Below are 22913 nucleotides of genomic sequence, written 5' to 3'. Positions count from 1 at the left end.
ACTTCATTTTTTGATTTGGCTGAGATGGCGGCTGAGTATGTATTCGTCATTTTGAGACCAACCACTTTGAAGCTCGTCAATCATCAAGGTACGCGCTCGAGTCGTCAAAAGTGATAAACCTGGATGAAAGGCCGTGGAGTAACCCTCACCGGCGAGGCGTGCTCTAAAGTCGTCTGACATTGACGCCATATCGCGGATGAGGTCATCTCTTTGATAAAAGTTGATATCAGCGATAACTTGTTCAAAGAGGTAACTTCCCAGTTTGGGATTTCGAGCAACAAGGCTGATTAGAAATTTACCTGCCTTTTCATGTTGGTCGCCATTAACTTCTCCCACAATTAATCGGGTGAGATATTCAAGGGCGATAGCATCAACACTATTTTTCGACTTCGGAACTTGCGCTCGACTGATAATGGCGGTGGAGTCACGTATGTCCATGCGAAAATACATGTACCAGCATTCGGATTTATCCGTAAGCAGTGCCCGAATCGGACGTTTGAGCATGGACAGGACTTGTGCGGCTCTGCGATCACCAAACATGCGACTTTTAGCTTTGGTGTCTATCATTTGCTCTGGTTTGAGATCTGGTGATTCAGCTGAGTTCATTTCCTCGGCTTGGGCATCTATGCTTGCACGTTGTGTTTGTTGAACGATGTAGAGCCCAGCTATCGTGATGATACTCACAATCAAACCAGCCGATGCGAAAATTAGAAGACGATTTTTGGGTTTCGCTTTCGGTACCGTGCTCTTGTTGGGATCGAAGTCAGCCCCGGCATAAGAGCCCACGCCACCGTTTTGCGCAGAGGCCCTGCCGTATCCATAGCTTTCGAAATCTTCATTCTCGTCAAACTCTTGTGCTTGGCCGCGGCGGCCTCCCAGGGGCATACCCACGGGTGTGCGTGCACTTGGTTCAACACCTGGCTGAGGCGTAAGAATACTGGTGAGTGCCTGCGTAGCGGCCAAACGCACCATGCCTTCACGAGCAGTGGAAAGAGCAACGAGGGCTTCGGGCGATGAGTGGTCGTCAATCCCAAACAACACAAATGAAACGAGTCTTCTTACCTCGCCATGAGGGTGGTTCTTGAGTTTGTGAATCGTTGATTCAACGGTTTCTGTGTTTGCATTACCCAAGCTACGGACTGCTTCGGAAATAATCGTTTCGCTTTTATCTTCTAGAAGGGTGATCAATGCGGGAGCAGCCTGACTTCTAAAGCGGCCATTGGGGCCTCCAAGTCTACCTAGGATGCGTGCACCAAGATGGCGTTCTTCAGTGGTGTCACATTGAGTCAGAGTGATTGCTTGGTTAAACACTTGCTCGTCGTCACGCCGTTGTAAAAGCGCGATGGATTGTTCGGCCGCAATGAAGTTCTTTGAATTGAGGGCTTGGTCAACGAGTTCATCTGTCGAGCGAGAATCATCCCAGTGGCAGACGGCCAAGGCTTGGGCCATAAGCTCGGGTTGACCATCCCATCGCCAATTCGCATCCCAGAGGTATTCGTAAAGCGCGGGATCTTTGAGTTCAAGAGCAGCTTCGACAGTTTCCTCGAGGATAACCTCGTTTTTGAGTAATTCACGTAATGTATCCCGAACGTCTTTGTCTTGCTTACGGGCCAGTAAAACGATCGGCGGAGTTGTGGTGGTGCTGGGATCTTGTTGCGCTAGGCGTTTGGCAGCCAACGCTTGGACTTCCATATTCTGGCTAAATGCGAGTTGGCGAAGGTGATGAAGTCCCCAGAGTCTCGCATCACCATGATCTTCGCGGCTCAGTCCAATCAGAGCCCGGGTGGCGGGAATTGAATCCAGGCTGGCTAAGCGCTTGGCGACGGCTTGTCGAACACGGGCAGACTCGTGGCTGGCGAGGGCAATAAAGTGCTTCTCCATCCCTTGCGGTTCTTGACGTGTTAGAATCTCGAGCGCTTTGAGAACTAGATTTTCTTTGCCTTGCTCCAGCGTTTCGATGAGGCAGACAAGGCCCGCACGGGCATCGGGATGTTCTGGAGGAATGTAAGCCAACGCCTCAATGGCGAGCTCTTGAATCTCGCTGTTTTCCTCACTAAGATAATCCTCAACTATTTCAGTTACATGTAGGGGTTCGCAAGAGCTAAGCCCTCGTAGAACCTCACCACGAGAGATGGCGTGTTTGGACAAACGGGCTCGTTGAAGAATCTGAGCTACTCTTTCAAGCGAGCTCTCTGTCTCTTCGGTCGGTTCATCATTTTGAGGTTCTTCTGTCATGAGCCGTCTCTTCGTAAAGCAGCATCGACGATATTACGTAAGACTTGACCCAGTGGTTAACGCATTGTCCAGACAGGCCAAGGTTGGAATCAGCGCCTGTTTCTAGAGGCTTTTTTCTTACCCTTACGCTTTTTATTACGACTGCGCCCTTCGTTGACACTATCGAGCATGTTCTCGATTTGTTCGACTGCTCCCTCAATACGTTCTTGGCGCTTCTGTGCTTGCTTGATTTCGCGCTTCATGAGGTCAAGTTGCCCGAAAATCGCTCTAAGGCCGTCATCTGACAGATTGGAAATGGCGCTTTTCTCAAACATTTCCTCTTCTTGTTGGCTAGGCGGAACCAGAGGATCACGAACTTCCTCTTCTTCAGGTGTTTTACCCTGAAAGTGATCTGTCAGACCTTTCGGGACCCTCAGTTTACTCTTCTTGGAGTCTTCGACGGCCACTTCTTCGGGACTTTCTGCCGTTCCAAAGCGTTTGTCATAAATATCATAGGTCACCAAGACCAACATGGCCAAGATCCCCACTCCGAGGACAGAGACTCCAAAACCAATCAAAAATGTCTTGGCAGTCATGGGTCCGCGGTTGCGGCCATTTTTTCCATTCTGCCAATCTTGTTGATTGATGTAGTCACGTTTGGGTTTGGGACCGGGTGGCGCCGCCTCTCGCGCTGGAGCTTGTGCTTGTCGTCTCTCGGGCTTTTGGCGCCTTTGCCTGCTTCTGGGCTCTTTGGGTGCACCCATTTCTTGCATGGCAAGCTTTTTAAGCCGGTTGCGTTCAGCGCGTGCCCTGGCTCGGGCTCGGGCGTCTTCTTCTTCGTTTGAGCGTTGTCGTGGCTCGGGTGCGGCTCGGCTTTCTTCTTCGTCGTACTCATCGTCGCCGCCGATATGAACCTCGGGGCCTTTGAGTAGAATCCCAGACTCTTCTGGGTCCTCATCTTCGATATCCTCGATGTCGTCCGCTGATTGTCCGGGAGGAGAGAGGTCCTCAAGACTATCTAGGTCGTCCAGATCATCAAGGTCATCGAGATCGTCGAGATCGTCTAAATCATCAACGGGATCAAGGTTATCCATTGATTCGTCGATTCCGTAATCGTCATCTTGCAGTTCTTCGCCCGCCATACTTAAAGGGTCGTAGATCAGAGGGGGTCTGTAAAGTTTTTTCCATAATTTTCAGTAGCTTTGAAAGTTCTACTGGTTTTTGGGACAGAACTTCGCGTGGATCCGTATTTCGAAACCCAGTGATTTGGGAATGAAATCCTCCCGTGCTATGACGGAGCGTGTCATTTTCTTGAGAAATGATAAAAACATCAATTGTTTTCAAGGTTTTGGAAATATGGAGTTATTTGTTGAGGAAAGCCGGCGCGAGACGAGTTCTTTGGCTTTGGTAAGACCAAATACAATAGGCTCTTCTTGAATCGGGTGTTTCATTGAGGATAAAACCTGGGTTCCAAGACGTTTTTAATTAAGTGAGGTTACTGCTGATATGCCTGTAGATACAATTCCCGCACGATTCATGGAGCAGGGTCGAATTCGCCCTGACTCTCCTGCTTATTACATTCGCCAAAGTGGGAGTTGGCGCCCAACAACCTGGCGCGATTATGTTGGTGAGGTACGAACCGCGACACGAGCGCTTCTATCGCTTGGAATAGGTGACGGAGAGACCGTTTGCATTTTGGGATTCAACCGTCCTGAGTGGGTCATCATGGATATCGCAAACATGGCGGTGGGCGGTGCTCCAGCGGGTATTTATACCACCTGCTCTGCAGAGGAAGTTCAGTATATCCTCCATCATGCCGAAGCGCCGGTTGTTCTGCTTGAAGACGAAGGTCAGTGGGAAAAGGTTAAGTCGGAACGTGCGAATTTACCTAAGTTAAAGCACGTGGTGATGATGAAGGACGCGCCAGCAATCGACGATGAGTTGGTGATGAGCTGGGACGAGTTCATGGCACGTGCAGAAGGCACGAAAGACGAAGAAGTCGATCTTCATATTGCGAAACTTGAAGAAGACAAAACGGCTACGCTTATTTACACGTCCGGCACGACGGGTCCGCCAAAAGGCGTGATGCTGACGCATAAAAACCTAGCGTGGACGTCTCAAATCGCTCAAGGGCTTGTTTCCCTGCGCGCGCACGACTGTAGCCTCAGTTATCTGCCGCTCTCACATATTGCAGAGCAGATGTTCTCGATTCACGGACCGATTACGGCGGGTGCCTCAGTTTATTTTGCTGAGTCGATCGAGGCCGTTCCCGAAAACGTAAAAGAAGTTCAGCCTACCGTGTTTTTCGGTGTACCGAGAATCTGGGAGAAGTTTCACGCAGGTGTAACTGGTAAGCTTGAATTGGCAACAGGAACAAAAGCAAAGCTTGTAACTTGGGCACGTGGTGTGGCCACGCGCGCTAATACCGAACGCAACGCAGGACGAACGCCCAGTGGTGTTTTAGGCCTCCAGTACGCTCTTGCTCAGAAAATTATTTTTTCGAAGCTTAAGCCTGCTTTGGGACTTGGAAGAGCCCGCGTTTGTGTCAGCGGTGCTGCTCCAATTTCACAGGAAATTTTAGAGTTTTTCGCGAGTCTCGACATTATTGTGCATGAGGTCTACGGACAGTCAGAAGGTACCGGACCCACGAGCTTTAATGTTCCAGGACGGACACGTTATGGCACAGTTGGCCCAGTTTTACCGGGCGCTGAAGTACGCATCGCTGAAGATGGAGAAATCTGTTTGAAGGGCCCCAATGTTTTTGCGGGCTACTACAAGGACGATGATAATACAGCGGCTACGCTCATTGATGGCTGGTTGCACTCGGGTGACCTCGGTGCTTTCGATGCCGACGGCTACCTCAACATTACCGGTCGTAAGAAAGACATCATTATCACTGCCGGTGGTAAGAACATTACGCCTAAGAACATTGAGTCTTCGTTGAAGAATATTGATGTTGTTGGCGAAGCCGTTCTAATTGGCGATCGCCGGAAGTTTATCAGTGCTCTTCTGAGCATCGATCCCGATGCGCTTGATAAATGGTGTGCAGACAACGGTGTGCCGGTAGATGGTGCCCTCGAGAACTCTCAGTTGCGCAGTCACCTGCAGGCAGGTGTCGACAAGACCAATGAGAAGTTCGCCAGGGTTGAGCATGTGCGTAAGTTCACGGTTCTTAAGCGACCTTTGAGTATCGAAGAGGGTGAACTCACCCCAACTCTCAAAGTAAAGCGCAACGCCGTAAATGAGAGCTTTGCCAGTGAAATTGAGGCAATGTACGTGGACTGATTGTCTCGTAGAAACAGAATGATAGCCGGCCCGAGACCTTAATCGTCTTGGGCCGGCTTTTTTTTGGCCTTAGTAGCCACCTGCTAAACCAAAGTGGCTTTGAGCCCCGGTGAGGGATCACGTGTCAGAGAAATCTAGGAAGAAGTCGGTACACCGCTCAAAAAATCTATGATTTCTCGCTATTTCCGGGTGCGAGCACCGCCATGGAGCGATAGAGTATTTACCTGCGTACTCGAATTGGAGATTGTTCGATGTTTTTACGATTCTCGCTCGTCGTAACGATTGTTGTCTCATTGGTCGGCTGTGGAACGAATCGGGTAACCCCTGGTTCCGACACGACTGGTGATGAACCCACCGGCACCGAGGTGGTGAACCTTGAAGGTGTTGTGGTGGAGACCTTCCTCGCTGATGCAACCATTCACGCGGGCGAACCAGCTCAGGTGACTTGTATCGTCAGCCGTGATCGTGAGCAGCTTACAGACATCCCAATTGCGGTGGTCGTTTCACCCATGGTGGAAAGTATAACGGTAAGCGGCGTGTCGGCTTCGTTTACCCCAACTCAAGCGGGTGAGTTTTCGGTTCAATGTATGACCGCGGGGCGTGAAGTCGCCGATAGCCAGGGGGCAACACTCACGGTAACACCAGCGGACATCGTTCGTATCGAGACCAGTGTTTCGGATAACACTCTGGTGTCCGGTGTACCTGGGGCAGTGGGCTGTGTTGCTCATGATGAGTACGATAATGAGATTATTGATATTGCTGCTCTTGAAAACGGGAATTTACTTAACCTCGACCACGCAGTTGAGTTGATTATTGAGCCTCCATTGGGCCTTGATTTCGTCGTGCGAGGTACGCTGGTCGGGGAATACGACATTGCTTGCCGATTTGGCGAGGTCGTTGACCCAACTCCTGAGACCATTGTCGTCCGAGCAGGCTTGCCTGCGTTCTCTCACACGACGCTTTCTACAGGCGAGGCCTTGCCTACAGATCCGGTTGCTGTGAGCTGCGAGGTCACAGACACCTACGGAAACCTTTTGGAAGGTTATGACACAGTCGTTTCTGTGCTCGCGGCCGATGGAACCACGGCTTCTCAAAATGGAGCTTTGGTAACGGATCATAATGTGAGCGCGGTTATTACGGGCGACTACTATGTCTTTTGTTCTGTGCCCGGTTATTTCGCTGGTGATGAGAGTCCGTCCATCGTGAAAATCAAAGGGGGCTTACCCTTTAGCTGGAACGTCGATTTACTTGATTACGACTGTTTCATGCAGGGGCTTGAGTTACCGATTGAGGTCACTGTGTTGGATCGCTGGGGTAACCTGATTGCCGAGCCTATTTTGGATGTCTCCGTTACACCTTCTTCAGGTGTGGTTGGAACCTTGGATGGCGGACTTATTTTTAACGAAGAAGGTGATTACGACATCACTGTGGGCTTACAGGGAGATCTCGACCCGTTCGCTTTGATCTCGCCATTTTACGCGAATATCAGAGTCGACTCGACCCCGCCGGAAGTTGCGATAACTTCTCCTGTTCGGGGAGCTATGCTTGTTGAAGGCAGTGAAGAAGATACATTGGTCACGATTACTGGCACGGTCACGGATAGCCTAAGTAAGCTGGAGGAAGTGCGAATTGATGGCCGTAAGCTCGATGTTTCGGGCACGTCATTAACTGAAGCTTTCGAAGCTGAACACTCCAGTCGGTGGGGCTTGAGCGTGTTTGAAACATCGGCAACCGATGCCTGCGGTAACAAGAAGGTTGCTCAGCAGTCTTTTCTACGAAGTCCAAATTACGCAGCGGCCTCCACAGAAGCTGACTCAGAAGCCATCGTGCTCGATGGTATGATTGTTCGCTTGAATCAAATGGCCATCGACGATGAGTATCGCCAGGACGTGGATGATTTAGCGACTTTAGTGCAGACGATATTTGGTGATTTTACTCTGGATTCAGCACTGCCCGGCACCTTGGTTTTTTCGCCTGAAAATGCGAATGACGGCAGCGACCAATTACAAACAGCCACTTATACCTGCTCTGGGGAGACGGTGACACAAGAGGTGACCGGTTTCTGGGTTAAGAAAATTGGTGCCCTCCAGCATGGTGATCCCACATTAGAACACTTGACGGCTGTTGAAGATGCCCTGGGTTTTGGCTTCTCAATGGAGAGCTTGGTTTTGCCGCTTGAAATCCATGCGTCGCTGGATATGGGATGTGGTGGCCAAATCGTCGAGACGATTACCGGTGAAGTAAGAATCGGTTTCATTGGTGCTGATGGTGAGGGCTCGATTGGTTTTGACGGAGCGGCTCCTACAGTGTCGGTTTGTGAAACGTGCTTGGCTATCGATTTCAACAATGTCGTTTTTGATTTCAATTGGGGCTCACTGAGTTTCATGGATGAGATGATTAACGAGCTACTCACTAATTTGGCGACAGCAGTGGAAGATCCGGTCGAAGCGCTTCTCGGGGCTCAAATACGGGCTCTCGTACCGGACTTGCTTGGGAGTGTGCTCGGTGGCCTAAGCTTGGGAACCGGATTTGATATTCCCGAACCGATTGGGATGACACTCAACATCTATAGCGGGATGAGTGGTGCAGATTTTTCTGGCCCGGCCGGTGCAGGATACGGGACCCTTGGGCTTTACACCCAGGTTTATCCATCGGAAAGAGGCGATGGGATTCCGGCAACTTCATTGGGTGCCATTGTCCGTTCGAATGAGGCGCCTGCTTTTGGTCCGAATTATCCGGTTGGCGTGGGTTTATCTGACAATACGTTGAATCAAATCATGTGGTCTATTTGGTACGGAGGCGCTTTTGAGATTCCTGATATTGTAGGCCTGGTCCCGACTGCAAACATCAATGGAGTTGAACTCGGAATGTCGGCAGGGTTGCCGCCCGTTGTGATGCCTGGGCGAAACGGCAACGATATTGAAATCGGCATAGGGGATATGGAGCTTACGGCCAGCCTTAATCTAGCCGATGCACTTGGAGTGGAAACACCAGCGGCCCAGGAAATCGATGTACGCCTTTATCTATCGGCGGTCATGGGTGCTTCATTTGATTATGATCCGGTCAACCATGCCATTCAGATTAGCATCGACGGTGATCCCACCATTGCGGTTGAGGTGGTTGAGATTTCTCAGTCTGCTTACCAAGCAGAGATCAGTCAGTTGATGTCCAGTATTATGGCACTGGTGATACCTGAATTACTGGAGAGCGTTCTCTCGTCCTTTCCGATTCCTGAGTTTGACTTAGGAGGATTGGCAGGACTCGATAGCAACGCCAGCTGGACAATTGGTGATGTGACCATCGCCCGTAAAAACGATTACATTCGGATGACAGGGAGCCTGCAATGAGAGTATCCAAATTGTATCACTGGGTAGGGTTGCTGGTCCTCTTGGCGCTGAGTGCTTGTGGAAGTGAGACCACACCGGGGCAAATTGCGACAAACTGTGAAGATGCCAGTGAATGCGCGGAGGGGGAAAACTGTGTCGAAGGCGATTGCGTCTCTCCCGAGCCGGAGCCCGAACCAGACCCCGAGCCGGACCCTGAACCAGACCCTGAACCAGACCCCGAGCCAGACCCCGAGCCAGAGCCAGAGCCTGACATCGAGCCCGAACCAGTGAACCCGGGACCGACGATTACGTTCTTAGCACCTGAGGCTTATGCTCAGGTGGACGGTGACGTCTCTGTCTCGGTGACCATCGAGGATGCAGACGGTGTTGATCCTGCAAGCGTAACTTTAGAAGCTGAAAATATTGCCGCCGGAACGATTACCAGCAATGAGGATGGGACATGGAGCGGTACCGTAAGCGTGGCTTCCGTGGGGGCAGGCATGACCTTCCCGATGATACGCGTCGTCGCCACAGATCTTGCCGGTAACACATCCCAAGGCGGGGTGCGTGTTGCGGTGGACAAGCGCTATACCATTAGCACTGCTTTAACCTCGTCTAACTTGGTGGCTGGCGGCTCTTTGAATGTTGTTTGCTCGGTTGCACTCTCGGGCCAAACCGTCTCCGATGTGCCGGTCATGGTGGAAGTCTTTCCCGCCGTCGTCGATATGACCGTAAATGATAACGGGGCAACCTTAACGCCAACTTCCGCTGGTTACTACCAGGCTCGATGTGCAACGGCCGACGGTGTGGTTCTCGATGGCGATGGTGCTTGGTTTACTGTTGCCCCCTCAGGTGCAGCCCAAGTTGAAACTGTTCCTGAGGTGACGCAAACCTCTGCTGGTGAGAGAGCGTATGTTGCTTGTGATGCTTTCGATTCTTACGGTAACCCTGTTTTACAACCCGATGGTCTGGGCCTAAACGTTAGCGAGGGTGTGGAAATCACAGATGTGGGAGGCGGGCGTTTCAGCCTCATCGCTACTTTCGTGGGGTCATACACCGTTGCGTGCACGCTGGATGCCTTGGTTGATGCAACCGCTGAAACGATAACTGTAGGGGCGGGTCCACCGGCCTACACCGAAACAACACTATCAAGCAGCGATACAACTCCGACGTCAGTTGTCGATGTTGGCTGTAGTATGACAGACGCTTTCGGCAACCCCGTTACGGGTTTCGATACTTATTTTGAAGTAACGCCTGCCAATGGATCTTTGCCTGCGAGCTATGGTGTTTCTCAAAATACTACAGGGTTCTCTGCCACGGGTGCGGGCTACCTATATGTTGTTTGCGGTGTGATTGGTTACGATGCCGAAGATGAAAATCCGCCCTTGGTAACAGTCCATCCAGGTTTACCTTATGTGTGGGCGTCCAGCCTTCTTGAGCAGGATTGTTATTGGCAGGGGAGAAGCTTCCCGTTCACCGCTTCTGTTTATGACTTTTGGGGCAATGAAGTTGTCGATGCCGATATCCAGGTAACGTCTACGCCTGCGGGTGCTGTGACTGAAACGTCACCTGGGGTGTTCGAAGTGGCAAGCGAGGGCGATTTTGACACGGTTGTTTCAGTAGCAGGTCCATTGCACCCGGATTCAACAATTCAACCAAGTTACTCATCCATTCGCGTAGATTCCACTCCGCCAACCGTCGTGTTCAGTAGCCCAACGCGCGCTGAGATGCTCATGATTGGCTCAACGTCCGATCTCAATGTGAACGTGACCGGAACGATTGTAGATTCAGTGAGCGAGCTCACGGTGGCCACAGTGAATGGAACATCGCTTGCGCCAGATGGTACACAGACTAACCTGGCTATCGATGTGAGTCAGTCCTCGCGCTGGGGGCTGAACGTGGTCACAGCCACAGCTGAGGATAGCTGCGGTAACTATGCGGTCGTAGCTCAATCTTTTACAAGAAGCGGTCAATATTTCCCGGCTGTTACAGGCGCTGTTTCTTCGGCTCGAGTAAGCCAGGGGATGGTCGCAAGGCTAAATCAAGCCGTGATGGATGATGGTAACCGCAGCGATATCGATGACGTAGCATCTCTAGCTCAGGCGGTGGTTCAAAATATTGATTTGAATGCCGCTATTCCAGGAACGCTTGCGGTCGACCCAGATAGCAATGGCGACGGGAATATTGATTCGACGAGCTATAACTGCGTTTTTTGGACAGAGACGAATCAAAGAACCGGCTATAAGATTACCAAGAACGGTATATTTAGTTATACCTCGCCTGTTATCGATTATATTGTGGCTGAAGACGGTGGAGTCGCCCTGAGCATGGGGATGAATAATCTTAACCTCCCGCTTAAGGTTCATGGGCATTTGGATACTGGATGCTTGGGTGAGACGGGGCTCAATATCTATGGTGATGTTGAAGCAAGCTCTGTGAGTATAGCGGGCTCCATTGATATTTCTCTTTCAGGAACCTCTCCAAACGTATCGATTTGCAACAGCTGCTTAGCCGTAGATATCAGCGGCCTCTATATCGACATGGATTTTGGAGCGCTGGATTTCATCGATTTTCTGGTGAACCCCATTGTGAATGCCATTGTGGGTATCTTTGAGAGTCAAATTGAAGATGAGCTTTCCAGTGCGGTGCGCGAGCAAGTGGCACCGCTTTTACAAGACTTCTTATCGGGTTTTGAAGTGGCTACGGCAATCGATATACCGGCGCCGGTCAACATCTCACTGAACCTTTCTTCTGCGTTGGATATGCTCGGTTTCAGCGGGCCAGCTGGCTCTGGCTACGGTGATTTGGGGCTTTATACTCAGGTTTATCCATCATCGCGGGGCGCGACCATTCCTTGGGATAGCAGAGGCTCGGTTCGTAAGAACGGTAGCACCCCAGCATTTAGCAGCTCGTCGTACGCATTTGGAGTGGGCTTAAAAGATGATCTCATCAACCAAGTGCTTTGGGGAATGTGGTATGGCGGCGGTTTGAATATTTCGGATTTGAGCTCACTCCTGGACGATGGCAGTGAAGCGACTTGCGCCGATACTGACAATGGAGCCACTGACCCTTACGGTGATGGCTGTGCGGAGTATGCGGCTTCCCCTTCTTGGTGTGGAAATTATGACGATGGTGATTTTACCTCAGGCACAATGTGTTGTGTCTGCGGCGGAGGTCAAACAAGTGGTGGGGGAGCTTTTGACAATATATCCCTGTCATTCGACGCACTCTCGCCTCCGGTACTGATGCCGGGCGAAGGTGCTAATGAAATTCAAATCGGTCTCGGCGATGTGCTGATTGATGCCGCGGTGAATATCGAGGGCTTCGGAAACATAAATGTCTCACTTTATCTGTCAACCATCATTGGTGGTTTCTTAGATATTGACCCTACGACCAACTCCTTGATCGTCTCTTTAGACGACGACCCTGATATCTGGGTGCAAGTGGTCGATATCGATGAGCCATCCTTCCAAGGACCGATGAGTGACCTCTTTACCGAGGTTCTCAGGCTGGTTGTTCCTCAGCTTTTAAGCGCTGCAGTAGGTTCGATTCCGTTGCCGGAATTTGATGTTGGCGGTTTGGCTGGTTTGCCACAAAGCGAGGTATGGGGCTTAACGAATGGGTCTCTCGACCGTACTGGGAGTTATTACCGAATGACTGGCTCGTTGCAGTAAAATGGCCGGGCACGCAGAGTACACCCGAAGGAATCAGCTTTGAGTTTAAGCTGATTTGAGACCGGCAAATGACTCAACATCGATCTCTGCGGAACAAGCTGCACAACGGGTATCGATTCTGTCTTCGTCTAAATACTCACCGATGGATACCGAGCTTCTCTCGTACCAGCAGCTGGCGCAGATTTTTCGTTGTTGAAAAACAAAGCGGTTTGAACACTGGTGAGCTTGGCAATTGGCAAGTTTCACCTCGGCAGCGCATGAAGGGCAATCAACCTTTTGAATCTCAAGGCCAACGTATTCTTTTTTAATCTGACTGTAATCAGGCTGTGAGGTCTCGGCCGGCTTGATGCTGGCAACTTTATCAAGAACCGCCTGGCGTGGCTCAGAATCAGCTTCCTTCTTAGGGGCTTCTATGGGTGCCTTATTGATGAGCGGTTGTTTTTTCTTCTTAACGGTAACGGGTGCTTTTTCAGCCTTTGGCTCCGCTGCCGCTTTTTCTTCAACCGGCGCTTTTTCGGCCTTTGGTTTTGCTACTGCTTTTTTCTTCGCCGGCGCTTTTTCCGCCTTTGGCTTCGCTACTGCTTTTTTCTTCGCCGGTACTTTTTCAGTTTTTGGCTTGGCTACTGCCTTTTTCTTCGCCGGTGCTTTTTCAGCCTTCGGCTTCGCTGCTGCTTTTTTCTTCGCCGGTGCTTTTTCAGCCTTCGGCTTGGCTGCCGCTTTTTTCTTCGCCGGTGCTTTTTCAGCTTTTGGCTTGGCCGCTGCTTTTTTCTTCGCCGGTGCTTTTTCAGCCTTTGGCTTTGTCGCTGCTTTTTTCTTCGCAGGCGCTTTTTCAGCCTTTGGCTTTGCCGCTGCTTTTTTCTTTGCAGGACCTGTTAACGCTTCAACAAAACCAGCTTTGCTGCGCCCTTTGGCTTCAATGTCCAGGCTGGCGCAAGAAGCTTTGAGAGTGGCAAGCGGCAACGCCTGCAGCAGCTCACCAATAGCAACTTTGCGAGTCTTGGCGATAGACGCAACTACGTCGTCTTTTTTGCGTCGGTTCTCCAGCTGAATTTCAAACTTATCAGCAACGAAGATCAGATCTTTAACTTTCAGCGTCTCTAGGACTGCGCGCTTACTTGCCATGTTTTGGTAACTCCAGGTGGCCGGATGGCGGGGACATCTTAATGTCGTACTAACGCTCGATTCAGCGTAAATCAAGCGACCATCGATTAAAATTCAATAACTTAGGCTTCTGGATCGCCACCAAAAGAACCTAAATCCTTTCTTGGGGCTTGTTTTTGTATCGGACCCATGTGTTACACCCTCATTCTAGATGTTGTGCTTGAGAGGACTGAGATGGCTAAAAAAGCTGTAGCGTACGATGAAAAGGCAATCCAAACCCTTGATGCTTTGCAGCATATCCGCCTGCGAACGGGTATGTACATCGGTCGAATCGGCGATGGTAGCCACCCGTTAGATGGCGTTTACGTTATGCTGAAGGAAGTTGTCGATAACTCCATCGATGAATTCATTATGGGCGAGGGTAAGACCGTCGAGATTTCTTTAGATGAGGAAACCGTCTCCGTTCGTGATTACGGCCGAGGTATTCCTTTGGGCAAGGTTGTCGATTGCGTAAGCCAGATCAACACCGGCGGTAAGTACAACGATGACGTTTTTCAGTTCTCCGTAGGCCTTAATGGCGTGGGTACCAAAGCGGTTAACGCACTTTCAAGTCTGTTTGAAGTCGTGAGCTACCGTGACGGCCAATACATGCGGGCCGAGTTTTCCCAAGGAAAGCTTAAGTCGAAGAAAAAAGGGAAGCAGAGCACCGAAGACAACGGGACATTCATTCGATTTACCCCAGACCGAGAGATCTTCAAAAAATACAATTGGAATACAGATTTCATTGAGCGCCGACTGCAATATTACGCATTCTTAAATGCAGGCCTTGCGCTGAAGTACAATGGCAAGACGTTCAAGAGTCGAGCTGGTTTACAAGATTTACTGGGCTACGAGCTCGGTGAAACGGTTCCACTTTACGATATCGTTCGGCATAAGGGCGAGCGCATTGAGTTCGCATTCACACATACCGGTAATTACGGTGAAAACTATTTTAGTTTCGTCAATGGCCAGTACACCAACGACGGTGGCACACACCAGAGCGCCTTTCGCGAGGGCGTGCTTAAGGGCGTGAATGAGTTTGCGGGCAAGAGTTTCTCAGGCGAAGATGTTCGTGAGGGTATGCTGGGAGCCGTGGCGATTAAGCTTCAAGATCCCGTTTTCGAAAGCCAGACTAAGAACAAACTTGGTTCTACTGATGTGCGCTCTTGGGTGGTCCCACTGGTGAAGGAAGAAGTTGTTCGTTGGCTTCACCAGAACGAAGAGATTGCCAATCAGCTTGTTGAAAAGATTAAGCAGAACGAAAAGCTACGAAAAGAGTTGGCGTCGGTAAAGAAGCAGGCCAAAGAGCGGGCTAAGAAAGTCGCGATTCGAATCCCGAAATTGACCGATTGCAAGCAGCACTACAACGTCACAAAAGACAAGCGGCGCAGTGAAACCATGATCTTCCTTACAGAGGGTGACTCTGCAGGTGGTGCAATGGTGCAGTCGCGTGACGTATACACGCAGGCTATTTTTGCGCTCAAGGGTAAGCCCTTGAACTGTTATGGACTCAAGCGTGATGCCATCTACAAGAACGCAGAGCTTTATAATATTATGCGTGCACTTGGAGTTGAAGACGGCCTGGACGGGCTGCGATACAACAAGGTTGTTATTGCAACCGATGCCGATGTTGATGGGATGCACATTCGCAATCTACTCCTCACTTATTTTCTTCGCTATTTTGAAGAGTTGGTGACTCACGGTCATGTCTATATTCTTGAAACGCCTCTCTTTCGAGTGCGTAACAAGAAAGAGACCAACTACTGTTACAGCGAAGCAGAGCGCGATGAAGTGATTGAGCGGATCTCCTCTCCTGAAATCACACGGTTTAAGGGACTTGGTGAGATTAGCCCTGGAGAATTCAAGCAATTCATCTCTGGTGATATGCGATTGGTTCCAGTTGCCGTCCATAACTTGAGCGAAATCAATCAAACACTTGATTTCTATATGGGCAAGAACACTCCGGCGCGCCGTGACTTTATTGTAGAAAACCTCATTACGGATTTGGTGTAGTCATGAGTTATCTCGAACCCATCATGCAACAGAATTTCTTGGAGTACGCGAGCTACGTTGTTGTAGACCGTGCAATTCCCGATGTTCGTGACGGCTGTAAACCCGTCCAGCGACGTATTTTGCACACGTTATTCACGATGGATGACGGAAAGTTTCATAAGGTAGCCAATGTTATTGGTGAATCCATGAAGCTTCACCCACACGGGGATGCATCGATTGCGAATGCCCTGGTTGTGCTGGCAAACAAAGATTATTTCATCGAAAAGCAGGGTAACTTTGGTAACGTCATTACAGGGCACTCGGCGGCCGCCTCTCGATATATCGAATGCCGGCTAACACCTCTGGCACGTGAAACAGTCTTCAATAAAGCACTCACGACCTGGGAAAAAAGCTACGACGGTCGTCGGCAAGAGCCAATATTCTTACCCGCTAAGCTTCCGATTGTTTTGATGCTGGGTATTGAAGGTATCGCCGTTGGTATGGCGACCAAGGTCTTGCCACACAACTTTTGTGAACTACTTCGTGGTCAAATTAAGATTCTTCAAGGTAAGCCATTTCGCATTCTGCCCGATTTTCAACACGGCGGAATTGTGGATGTTAGTGAATACGACTTAGGCCGCGGCAAAGTACGGGTTCGAGCAAAGCTTGAATCTGATGGTGAGAAGCGAATTTTCATTCGAGAAATTCCTTATTCGACCACCACCGAGAGTTTGATTGCGTCAATCGAATCGGCTGCGCAGAAAAACAAAGTTAAAATCTCGAGCATCAACGATTTCACTACGGATAAGGTAGAGATTGAGCTTATTTTATCTCGCGGTGTTTATGCTGACGATGTGATTCAGCAGCTCTACGCCTACACCGATTGTGAAGTTTCCATCACATCGAATATCATTGCCATTGAGGACCGCCGCCCTGTTGTTTGGAGCGTGAACGACCTCTTGCGATACCTCACGGCACAGCTTCGAGAGCAAATTAAGGCTGAGCTGAATTACGAACTCAGTAAATTAGCAGACAAGCATCACTGGATGACGCTTGAGCAGATCTTCATTGAGAACAAGGTTTATAAGGCCTTAGAGCGAGTGAAGTCTGAAAAGGGTTTAAAGGATGCCGTTTATAAAGGCATGGCTCCTTTTGCGAAGAAATTTGTTCGTCCTATTGACGACGATGATGTGAAGCGCTTACTCGCGTTGCCAATCCGCAGAATCTCTGCATTTGATATTGAGAAGCATCGCAAAGATGTTGGTGATGTTTTAGCTGCCATCAAAGCTTTGAAAACAAAACTGCGCAACCTAACCAAAACCACGATTACCTACCTCGAAGATATCCTGGCTCGTTATGGTAAGCAGTATAAGCGCCGCACCAAAGTCGAAGGTTTTGAGACGGTCGATAAGCGCGCGGTTGCAAGCCAAAACATTAAGCTGAATTACGATAAGAAATCGGGATTCTTTGGTTCAAGTGTTAAGGGCAAAGACCTTCAGCTTACCGTGAGCGAGTACGATGTGGTTCTTGTTATATGCGCGGACGGCACTTACAGCATTATGACTCCGCAAGAGAAAGTCCTGCTTTCTGCGAAGATTCTATATTGTGAAGTTTTCGACCCAGAAGAGGGTGTTCATTTCACGGTGGTATACCGCGATGCGAAGAAGATAGCTTACGCGAAGCGCATTCATATCCACAAGTTCATCCGCAATAAGCAATACAGACTGGTTAAAGATGCCAAGGGCCGCTTAGATGTTCTCTTGGAGGGTGACCGAAAAGAAACAGTAGACCTCACATTCACTCCAGCAGCGCGTCAGCGCGTGAAGGGTGCGAAGTTTAAGCTGAGCGAGCTTGAAATGACTGCGGTCACAGCGCGCGGTATACGGTTGGCTCCGAAGCCAGTTTCCAAGATTTCTGTTGTTAAAAGAAAGTCAGCGAAGAGCTAGCCAGCTCCGCCCATTAATTCATAATTGGCGTCATAGGTCTCTTTGAGTTTTTCTGAGAGAGTCTCAATTTGCTCCTGGTTCAGTCCAAGAATTTTACAACCAACATGTGTATCGGCTTCAAGGGGGCGAACCGTTTCGCCAATGGATAAACCTAATTTATAGGCCAGAGAATCGGCGACCGCGATGACGCAGATAAGAGCTCGCGCGCTTTGAGGGGCTTCTTCCAGCTCGTCAAGGCGATGATGGTAGCGAACGGATTCTACGAGTGTGTCGGCAAGCTGCCACTTACCCATGAGAACCCCGCCAACATCAGCATGGTCAAAACCGTATGCTTCACGCTCGACTTCATGGTGAGGGCGGTTGTTAGCATTCGCTTCAAGTAAGAGATCCGAGTAGTCGGGATTGTGATTCACGAGAATCGTTTTTCCGACGTCGTGAAGGAGACCAGCCACAAATGCTTCATCCGGGTTTGCGACATGAGCTTCCGCGGCGACGAGTTGCGCCCCAAACGCTGCCGCCAAACTGTGATTCCACATCTGTTGTTCAAAGCTATCGAACTCTTTGAAGAGCGATTGTGTCGAAAGAGATATGACAAGGTCACGCACCAGTGCGGGCCCTAAGCGAACAATAGCTGCTTGAAGGGTACTCGTGGGGATTCGACCTCTATAAAACGGACTGTTGGCGATTCGAAGGATTCGTCCGAGTAGGGCCTGATCTTGCCCGATAATCTTTGAGAGACTGTCTGCCGTACTTTTGTGATTGGCGACTTCGTCGATTACCCGGCTTGCGACCATAGGAACCACCGGGAGATCAACGGTGTTTTCGACGAGGTTCTGAAGTTCTGAACTGCGTTTTGTTTGTGCTGCCATAGTAGGTACGAGTGTAGAGGGAGCGGCCCTTATGGTCCAGAATCTTTGCTCATCAAATGTGCCCGATCGGCAGGGTTGAACCACTCGGATTAATCCTATGTGTATGATTTTTATAATGATTCCTCGAATTTGCGAGGAATGGGAGACGAACATTGCGATTGGGTGAGAGTAATAAGACGCGTGGCTTTGAATTGACCTTAGTTTTGAGACTATGCTTGACGTGGGCGCTGCGCTTGCAGGGCTTAAGGGCTTCGTTCAGGCACTTGCTTGGTACGATTTCGTGTAATGGGGACAGAAGGGCCGTTATGGCGCGGATAATGACAGTGGATGACAGCCGATTGGTTCGGTCAATCATCACGGCGTCTCTCGGAGAAGCAGGCTACGAGACTGTGGAAGCCGAGAATGGCAAGCAGGCGATGGAGCTTCTCGCTGAGGCTCCTGTCGATCTCATTTTGCTGGATGTCATGATGCCTGTGATGGACGGGCCTACGATGTTGGCCACCCTACGTGCGGCTGAAAATGAAGTCCCCGTTATTTTACTTACCTCGAAAACCGAAACCTCTGTGATCGCCCGGTGTATGCAGCATAATCTCACCGATTATATCGTAAAGCCCGTAAAGACAGACGAGCTGACGATGAAGGTTGGTAAGGTCTTGGGCGATAATTTCACGCCTGGTGAGAAGGCCGAGGAAGAAGAGACTGCGGTCGTCGACGTCTTATTGGTGGATGACAGCCAAAAGGTCGCCGATAAGTTTGCCAAATTTATGCCTGAACGCATGGAATATAAGAGCTGTGTGAGTTCAGAAGAGGCTATTCAGCTTTGTAACGATTTTAAATTTAAGACAGTTATCATCGATATGATAATTCCCGACGAGGATAGTCTTGAGCTTGCCGGACGTATCAAAACGCTACTGCCCAATGCGCGCTATTTAGCCATGTATCTGCGTAACGTTGCAGATCCTATGAATGAAGCGTTTACCGCTGGTTTTGACGGCTATATTACGAAGCCGTTCCAGGCGTCTCAAATTGAAGACCTCGTTTTGATCAACAGCGATAATCCGGAATCTTTTGACGAGATTCTCATGATTGACGAGAACTTACTTCAAGCCAAACCGGGCCGCGGTAAGGGTGAGTACGAAGAGTACTATTCTCGAATGGCCGAGCTTATTGGTGGAGCGATCGAGCAGCTGGCGTCTGATTGTTTTGACGATGTCACTTTGGATTATACAAATCTCCCTGCCTCGAGCCTGATGACGATGCTGGTTTCGGTTTCCTTGCAATGCTGCTCCGAGCTTGGGTTAGAGGCCCGAATCGTTGGCGGTGATGATGTTAAGGCTGCTATCGAAGCAGAAGATGACGCCGAGGGTGTGCAGGTCTTCGATACGTTGGCCGAGGCTATGGCCAGTGCGGGCTAATCTACCGCGCCGCTCGTTTATAGCGAAAAGAAAGAACTAAAATGTCCGATGAAACTTTAGATATGTCCATCGTCGCTGTTTTGCAGCGCATTAAAAAAGTTGGATTTTTTCCGAATCTGGTGGATGTTTTTGAGGAAGACTCTAAGCGGCTGCTGGGTGTGATCAAGGAAAATATAGAGGCCGGGGAAACGAAGGCTCTTGAGGAGTCCGCCCATTCACTCAAAAGTGCCAGCAGTTCGATCGGTGCAGCTAGAGTTGCAGAAATCGCATCAGACTTAGAGCAGCTTGGTGAGTCTGGGACCGTAGATGGAGGGGCTGAAAAATGGGACGAGCTCAACCAGCGCTTAACGGTTGCTCATAAAGCTTTTCGTGATTTACTCGTCCCGGGTTGATGGCTTAGTGAGCGCTGACGGTTTGGCAATGCTCGGTGAGCTCGCCGCACGTCTCTTTTAAATCATCAATTACCGATTGAACCACATCTAATTTCGTCGATGCAGCTACCAATTGTAGGTCTCGAGCCAGGTTGATAATCTTGGGTGAGCCAATTTCTGCTCCACTGCGCTCCAATGCTTTCCCTTCGGAACTTAGCCCTTTTGCATTACCCGCTTCATAGGCGGCCCCAATGATCTCAATGAAAATTTCAAGTTGCGCAATGAAGATCTCAAGTTGAATCTTTCCCCGTTTTTTGGATGAGTCAAGCAGAGCAGGTTCAAAGCTGGCCTTATCATCGGAGCCCGGTGCTGATGTCCACTTGTGAAGCATTGTTTTGAGAGTATCGGGTCGAACTGGCTTGGACAGGTAATCATCCATGCCCGCTTCCATCGCTTTTTGTTTATCTTCAGCCATAGCCGCTGCGGTGAGCGCGATGATAGGAATCCGGTTATGAGAACCTGCTCGTTCACGTATGGCTTGAGTTGCTTCAAAACCATTCATCTCCGGCATATGACAGTCCATGAGGATAGCACAGTAGAGTCCGGTGAGTTCTTGTTCTAACGCTTCCTGTCCGTTTTCGACGACCACAGACTCGTAGCCGAGTTCTTCTACCATTTCACGGGTGACTTCTTGATTCACAATATTGTCTTCAGCAATTAAAATGCGTTCGATACTTTTTTGAGCCACTTTATTTTCGGCGATGCTATGACGGGTGATCAGCGGGAAATCATTTCCATGCTGCGCACGTAAGGAGTCGAGTTCGTAGAGTGCTTCATGTAGCTCAAAAGCACGGACCGGCTTGGGTAAGTAGCCAACGATGCCTGCTTCATAGACCTGATTACCGTGACCCCGCTGCGTAACGGAGGTGAGCGTGATGAGATTGGTGCCTTGAAGATTTTCGGATGATTTCACGCGCCGGGCAATTTCAAGACCGTCGATGCCTGGAAGCTGCAGATCAAGCAACACAGTATCAAATGGTGCACCTTCTTGGTGAGCCCGTTCTAAGGTCTGGAGACCTTCTTTACCACTGGCCGCGCTGCCTGTGGAAATACCCCAACTTTGTAGAAGCTCAGTAAGTAGGCTTCGAGTATTTTCGTCGCCGTCTATAATGAGAATCCTATGACGGTCGAGCTTTAACTCGGCTGATGATAGACCTTGTCCAGAGCCGATTTGTTTTTGAAGCCGGGTGGTAAACCAGAAGGTACTTCCGGTTCCTATTTCGCTTTTCACCCCGATGGTACCACCCATCAGTTCTGAGAGTTGGCGGCTGATGGCCAGCCCCAATCCAGTTCCGCCATGCTGCCGGGTGTAGCTACCGTCCACTTGAACAAATGATTGGAAGAGCTTGTCTTGGTTTTCCTGGCTAATACCCACGCCGCTATCAACAACACCAAAATACACCAACGCATCGTTGTCGGACTCTTCCCGGATACTAACCTCAATGCGAACGGATCCTTCATCGGTAAATTTAATCGCGTTACCTAAGAGGTTCGTGAGAATCTGACGGAGTCTACCGGGATCTCCATTGAGGGCAGTCGGAACAGTTGGAGCAATATCGACTTCTAAGAGTAAGCCTTTTGGGCGTGCTTGATTGCTTAGCAGTTCAGTTACGTCATCAACGGTTCGCTTAAGGTCAAAGTCGATGGATTGTAGGTTAAGTTTACCGGCTTCAATTTTTGACCAATCTAAGATGTCATCAATGATGGTCAGCAGTGCGTCTCCGGAGCGACGTATGGTTTCGATGAAGCGACGTTGCCTTTCCGATAACTCTGTTCGCAATAAGAGGTCGGTCATGCCAATCACGCCGTTCATGGGCGTTCTAATTTCGTGACTCATACTTGCGAGGAAGAGGCTCTTGGCTTCTACGGCCAACTCAGCTTTTTCTCTCGCTTGAACGAGTTGCGCTTCTACAGCCCTGCGCTCTTCAATCTGACCTTTAAGCTCAACGACTTGTTCATCAATCTGTTGACGTAGGCTTAGTTTTTCGAGAGCACGGTTGACGGCAGCTCGGACGAGGGCCAAGTCGTTGAATGGCTTTGAGATGTAGTCGAATGCTCCAAGGTGAAGTGCGCGGGCAACAACTTCCATGGTTGCGTGACCGGTGACGACGATGACTTCTGTATCAGGGTATGCCTGCTTGATGGAGCGAGTTAACTCAAGCCCGTTTTGATCCGGGAGTTCAACGTCTGTGAGAACGACATCCACGGGATTGCTTGCGAGCATATCCATTGCGCTCTCAGCATCAGCGGCTACGAGCACTTGGTGACCGTCTCTCCGGATTGTTCGTTCCAGAAGAATACGTATGTCGAGATAGTCATCTACAACGAGGATTCTGCTTCCTAAAGCACTCCCCGGTTGCGAAATTCCTGCCATCCTAACGCCCCATTCACGTGAAGTTTTATGCTATCGGATTCCCTAGATGGGTGCACGAGACGGGAGTATTTTTGCACGGGGCCCTAGATGGCTGATGTGGGTATATGTATGCCGCTTAGATAAGTTTTAATCTTCCAGGTAGGTATAACCGTTGAGCCCCTGATTGTAGCGGTGCATGATTTCCGCAGACTCTTGGATGCTGAGCTTATTCTCTCGAACAGCTTTTTCAGCCGCTTTACGTGTGGTT

General features: G+C 49.8%; 12 protein-coding genes and 1 pseudogene. 7 read left to right on the top strand and 6 right to left on the bottom strand.

The window, feature by feature from the left end; genetic code table 11:
* Positions 1–3: 3 nt before the first annotated feature.
* The gene (locus HOK28_16660) at positions 4–2235 is read right to left on the bottom strand and encodes a hypothetical protein (GenBank protein MBT6434729.1); all 2232 of its coding nucleotides are present in this window, start codon (positions 2233–2235) and stop codon (positions 4–6) included.
* Between the two features lie 89 nt (positions 2236–2324).
* Complete coding sequence (locus HOK28_16655; protein MBT6434728.1) at positions 2325–3356, bottom strand: hypothetical protein; 1032 nt, start codon at positions 3354–3356, stop codon at positions 2325–2327.
* 364 nt (positions 3357–3720) lie between these two features.
* Here HOK28_16655 and HOK28_16650 point away from each other — a divergent pair, with 364 nt between their 5' ends.
* Both HOK28_16650 and HOK28_16645 read left to right on the top strand, forming a co-directional pair.
* Positions 3721–5499 (top strand): long-chain fatty acid--CoA ligase, encoded by a 1779-nt coding sequence (locus HOK28_16650; GenBank protein ID MBT6434727.1) that lies wholly within the window; start codon positions 3721–3723, stop codon positions 5497–5499.
* Positions 5500–5750: 251 nt separating this feature from the next.
* Positions 5751–8846: a hypothetical protein gene (locus tag HOK28_16645; GenBank protein ID MBT6434726.1), complete on the top strand. Its 3096-nt coding sequence runs from the start codon at positions 5751–5753 to the stop codon at positions 8844–8846.
* Positions 8847–9018: 172 nt separating this feature from the next.
* Here HOK28_16645 and HOK28_16640 read toward each other — a convergent pair.
* Positions 9019–9099: pseudogene (locus HOK28_16640) on the bottom strand (endoglucanase).
* Positions 9100–9112: 13 nt separating this feature from the next.
* Between HOK28_16640 and HOK28_16635 the strand changes: the two are divergent.
* Positions 9113–12499, top strand: coding sequence for a hypothetical protein (locus tag HOK28_16635; protein MBT6434725.1), 3387 nt, complete (start codon positions 9113–9115; stop codon positions 12497–12499).
* Positions 12500–12544: 45 nt separating this feature from the next.
* On the opposite strand, the gene HOK28_16630 is transcribed toward HOK28_16635, so the two are convergent.
* Positions 12545–13621, bottom strand: a complete 1077-nt coding sequence (locus HOK28_16630; protein ID MBT6434724.1) for a hypothetical protein — start codon at positions 13619–13621, stop codon at positions 12545–12547.
* A gap of 213 nt (positions 13622–13834) precedes the next feature.
* Here HOK28_16630 and HOK28_16625 point away from each other — a divergent pair, with 213 nt between their 5' ends.
* Together HOK28_16625 and HOK28_16620 are read left to right on the top strand one after the other, a co-directional pair.
* Positions 13835–15652, top strand: coding sequence for a type IIA DNA topoisomerase subunit B (locus tag HOK28_16625; GenBank protein MBT6434723.1), 1818 nt, complete (start codon positions 13835–13837; stop codon positions 15650–15652).
* A 2-nt stretch (positions 15653–15654) separates the two neighbouring features.
* Positions 15655–17577 (top strand): DNA topoisomerase IV subunit A, encoded by a 1923-nt coding sequence (locus tag HOK28_16620; protein MBT6434722.1) that lies wholly within the window; start codon positions 15655–15657, stop codon positions 17575–17577.
* Here HOK28_16620 and HOK28_16615 read toward each other — a convergent pair.
* Positions 17574–18446 (bottom strand): HDOD domain-containing protein, encoded by an 873-nt coding sequence (locus HOK28_16615; GenBank protein MBT6434721.1) that lies wholly within the window; start codon positions 18444–18446, stop codon positions 17574–17576. The genes HOK28_16620 and HOK28_16615 overlap by 4 nt on opposite strands.
* Before the next feature lie 305 nt (positions 18447–18751).
* Here HOK28_16615 and HOK28_16610 point away from each other — a divergent pair, with 305 nt between their 5' ends.
* Positions 18752–19861: a response regulator gene (locus tag HOK28_16610; GenBank protein MBT6434720.1), complete on the top strand. Its 1110-nt coding sequence runs from the start codon at positions 18752–18754 to the stop codon at positions 19859–19861.
* Positions 19862–19902: 41 nt separating this feature from the next.
* Positions 19903–20253 (top strand): Hpt domain-containing protein, encoded by a 351-nt coding sequence (locus HOK28_16605; GenBank protein MBT6434719.1) that lies wholly within the window; start codon positions 19903–19905, stop codon positions 20251–20253.
* A gap of 4 nt (positions 20254–20257) precedes the next feature.
* On the opposite strand, the gene HOK28_16600 is transcribed toward HOK28_16605, so the two are convergent.
* Positions 20258–22666: a response regulator gene (locus tag HOK28_16600; GenBank protein ID MBT6434718.1), complete on the bottom strand. Its 2409-nt coding sequence runs from the start codon at positions 22664–22666 to the stop codon at positions 20258–20260.
* Positions 22667–22913: the final 247 nt, after the last annotated feature.

Source organism: Deltaproteobacteria bacterium, assembly GCA_018668695.1.
In the GTDB taxonomy this organism is placed as follows: domain Bacteria; phylum Myxococcota; class XYA12-FULL-58-9; order XYA12-FULL-58-9; family JABJBS01; genus JABJBS01.
This window is presented reverse-complemented; position numbering and strand designations above follow the sequence as displayed.

Coding starts and splice junctions, on each gene's coding strand:
- HOK28_16650 (MBT6434727.1), top strand. CDS start 3,721: ATGCCTGTAGATACAATTCCCGCACGATTCATGGAGCAGGGTCGAATT.
- HOK28_16605 (MBT6434719.1), top strand. CDS start 19,903: ATGTCCGATGAAACTTTAGATATGTCCATCGTCGCTGTTTTGCAGCGC.
- HOK28_16655 (MBT6434728.1), bottom strand. CDS start 3,356: ATGGCGGGCGAAGAACTGCAAGATGACGATTACGGAATCGACGAATCA.
- HOK28_16625 (MBT6434723.1), top strand. CDS start 13,835: ATGGCTAAAAAAGCTGTAGCGTACGATGAAAAGGCAATCCAAACCCTT.
- HOK28_16645 (MBT6434726.1), top strand. CDS start 5,751: ATGTTTTTACGATTCTCGCTCGTCGTAACGATTGTTGTCTCATTGGTC.
- HOK28_16600 (MBT6434718.1), bottom strand. CDS start 22,666: ATGGCAGGAATTTCGCAACCGGGGAGTGCTTTAGGAAGCAGAATCCTC.
- HOK28_16630 (MBT6434724.1), bottom strand. CDS start 13,621: ATGGCAAGTAAGCGCGCAGTCCTAGAGACGCTGAAAGTTAAAGATCTG.
- HOK28_16660 (MBT6434729.1), bottom strand. CDS start 2,235: ATGACAGAAGAACCTCAAAATGATGAACCGACCGAAGAGACAGAGAGC.
- HOK28_16610 (MBT6434720.1), top strand. CDS start 18,752: ATGGCGCGGATAATGACAGTGGATGACAGCCGATTGGTTCGGTCAATC.
- HOK28_16615 (MBT6434721.1), bottom strand. CDS start 18,446: ATGGCAGCACAAACAAAACGCAGTTCAGAACTTCAGAACCTCGTCGAA.
- HOK28_16620 (MBT6434722.1), top strand. CDS start 15,655: ATGAGTTATCTCGAACCCATCATGCAACAGAATTTCTTGGAGTACGCG.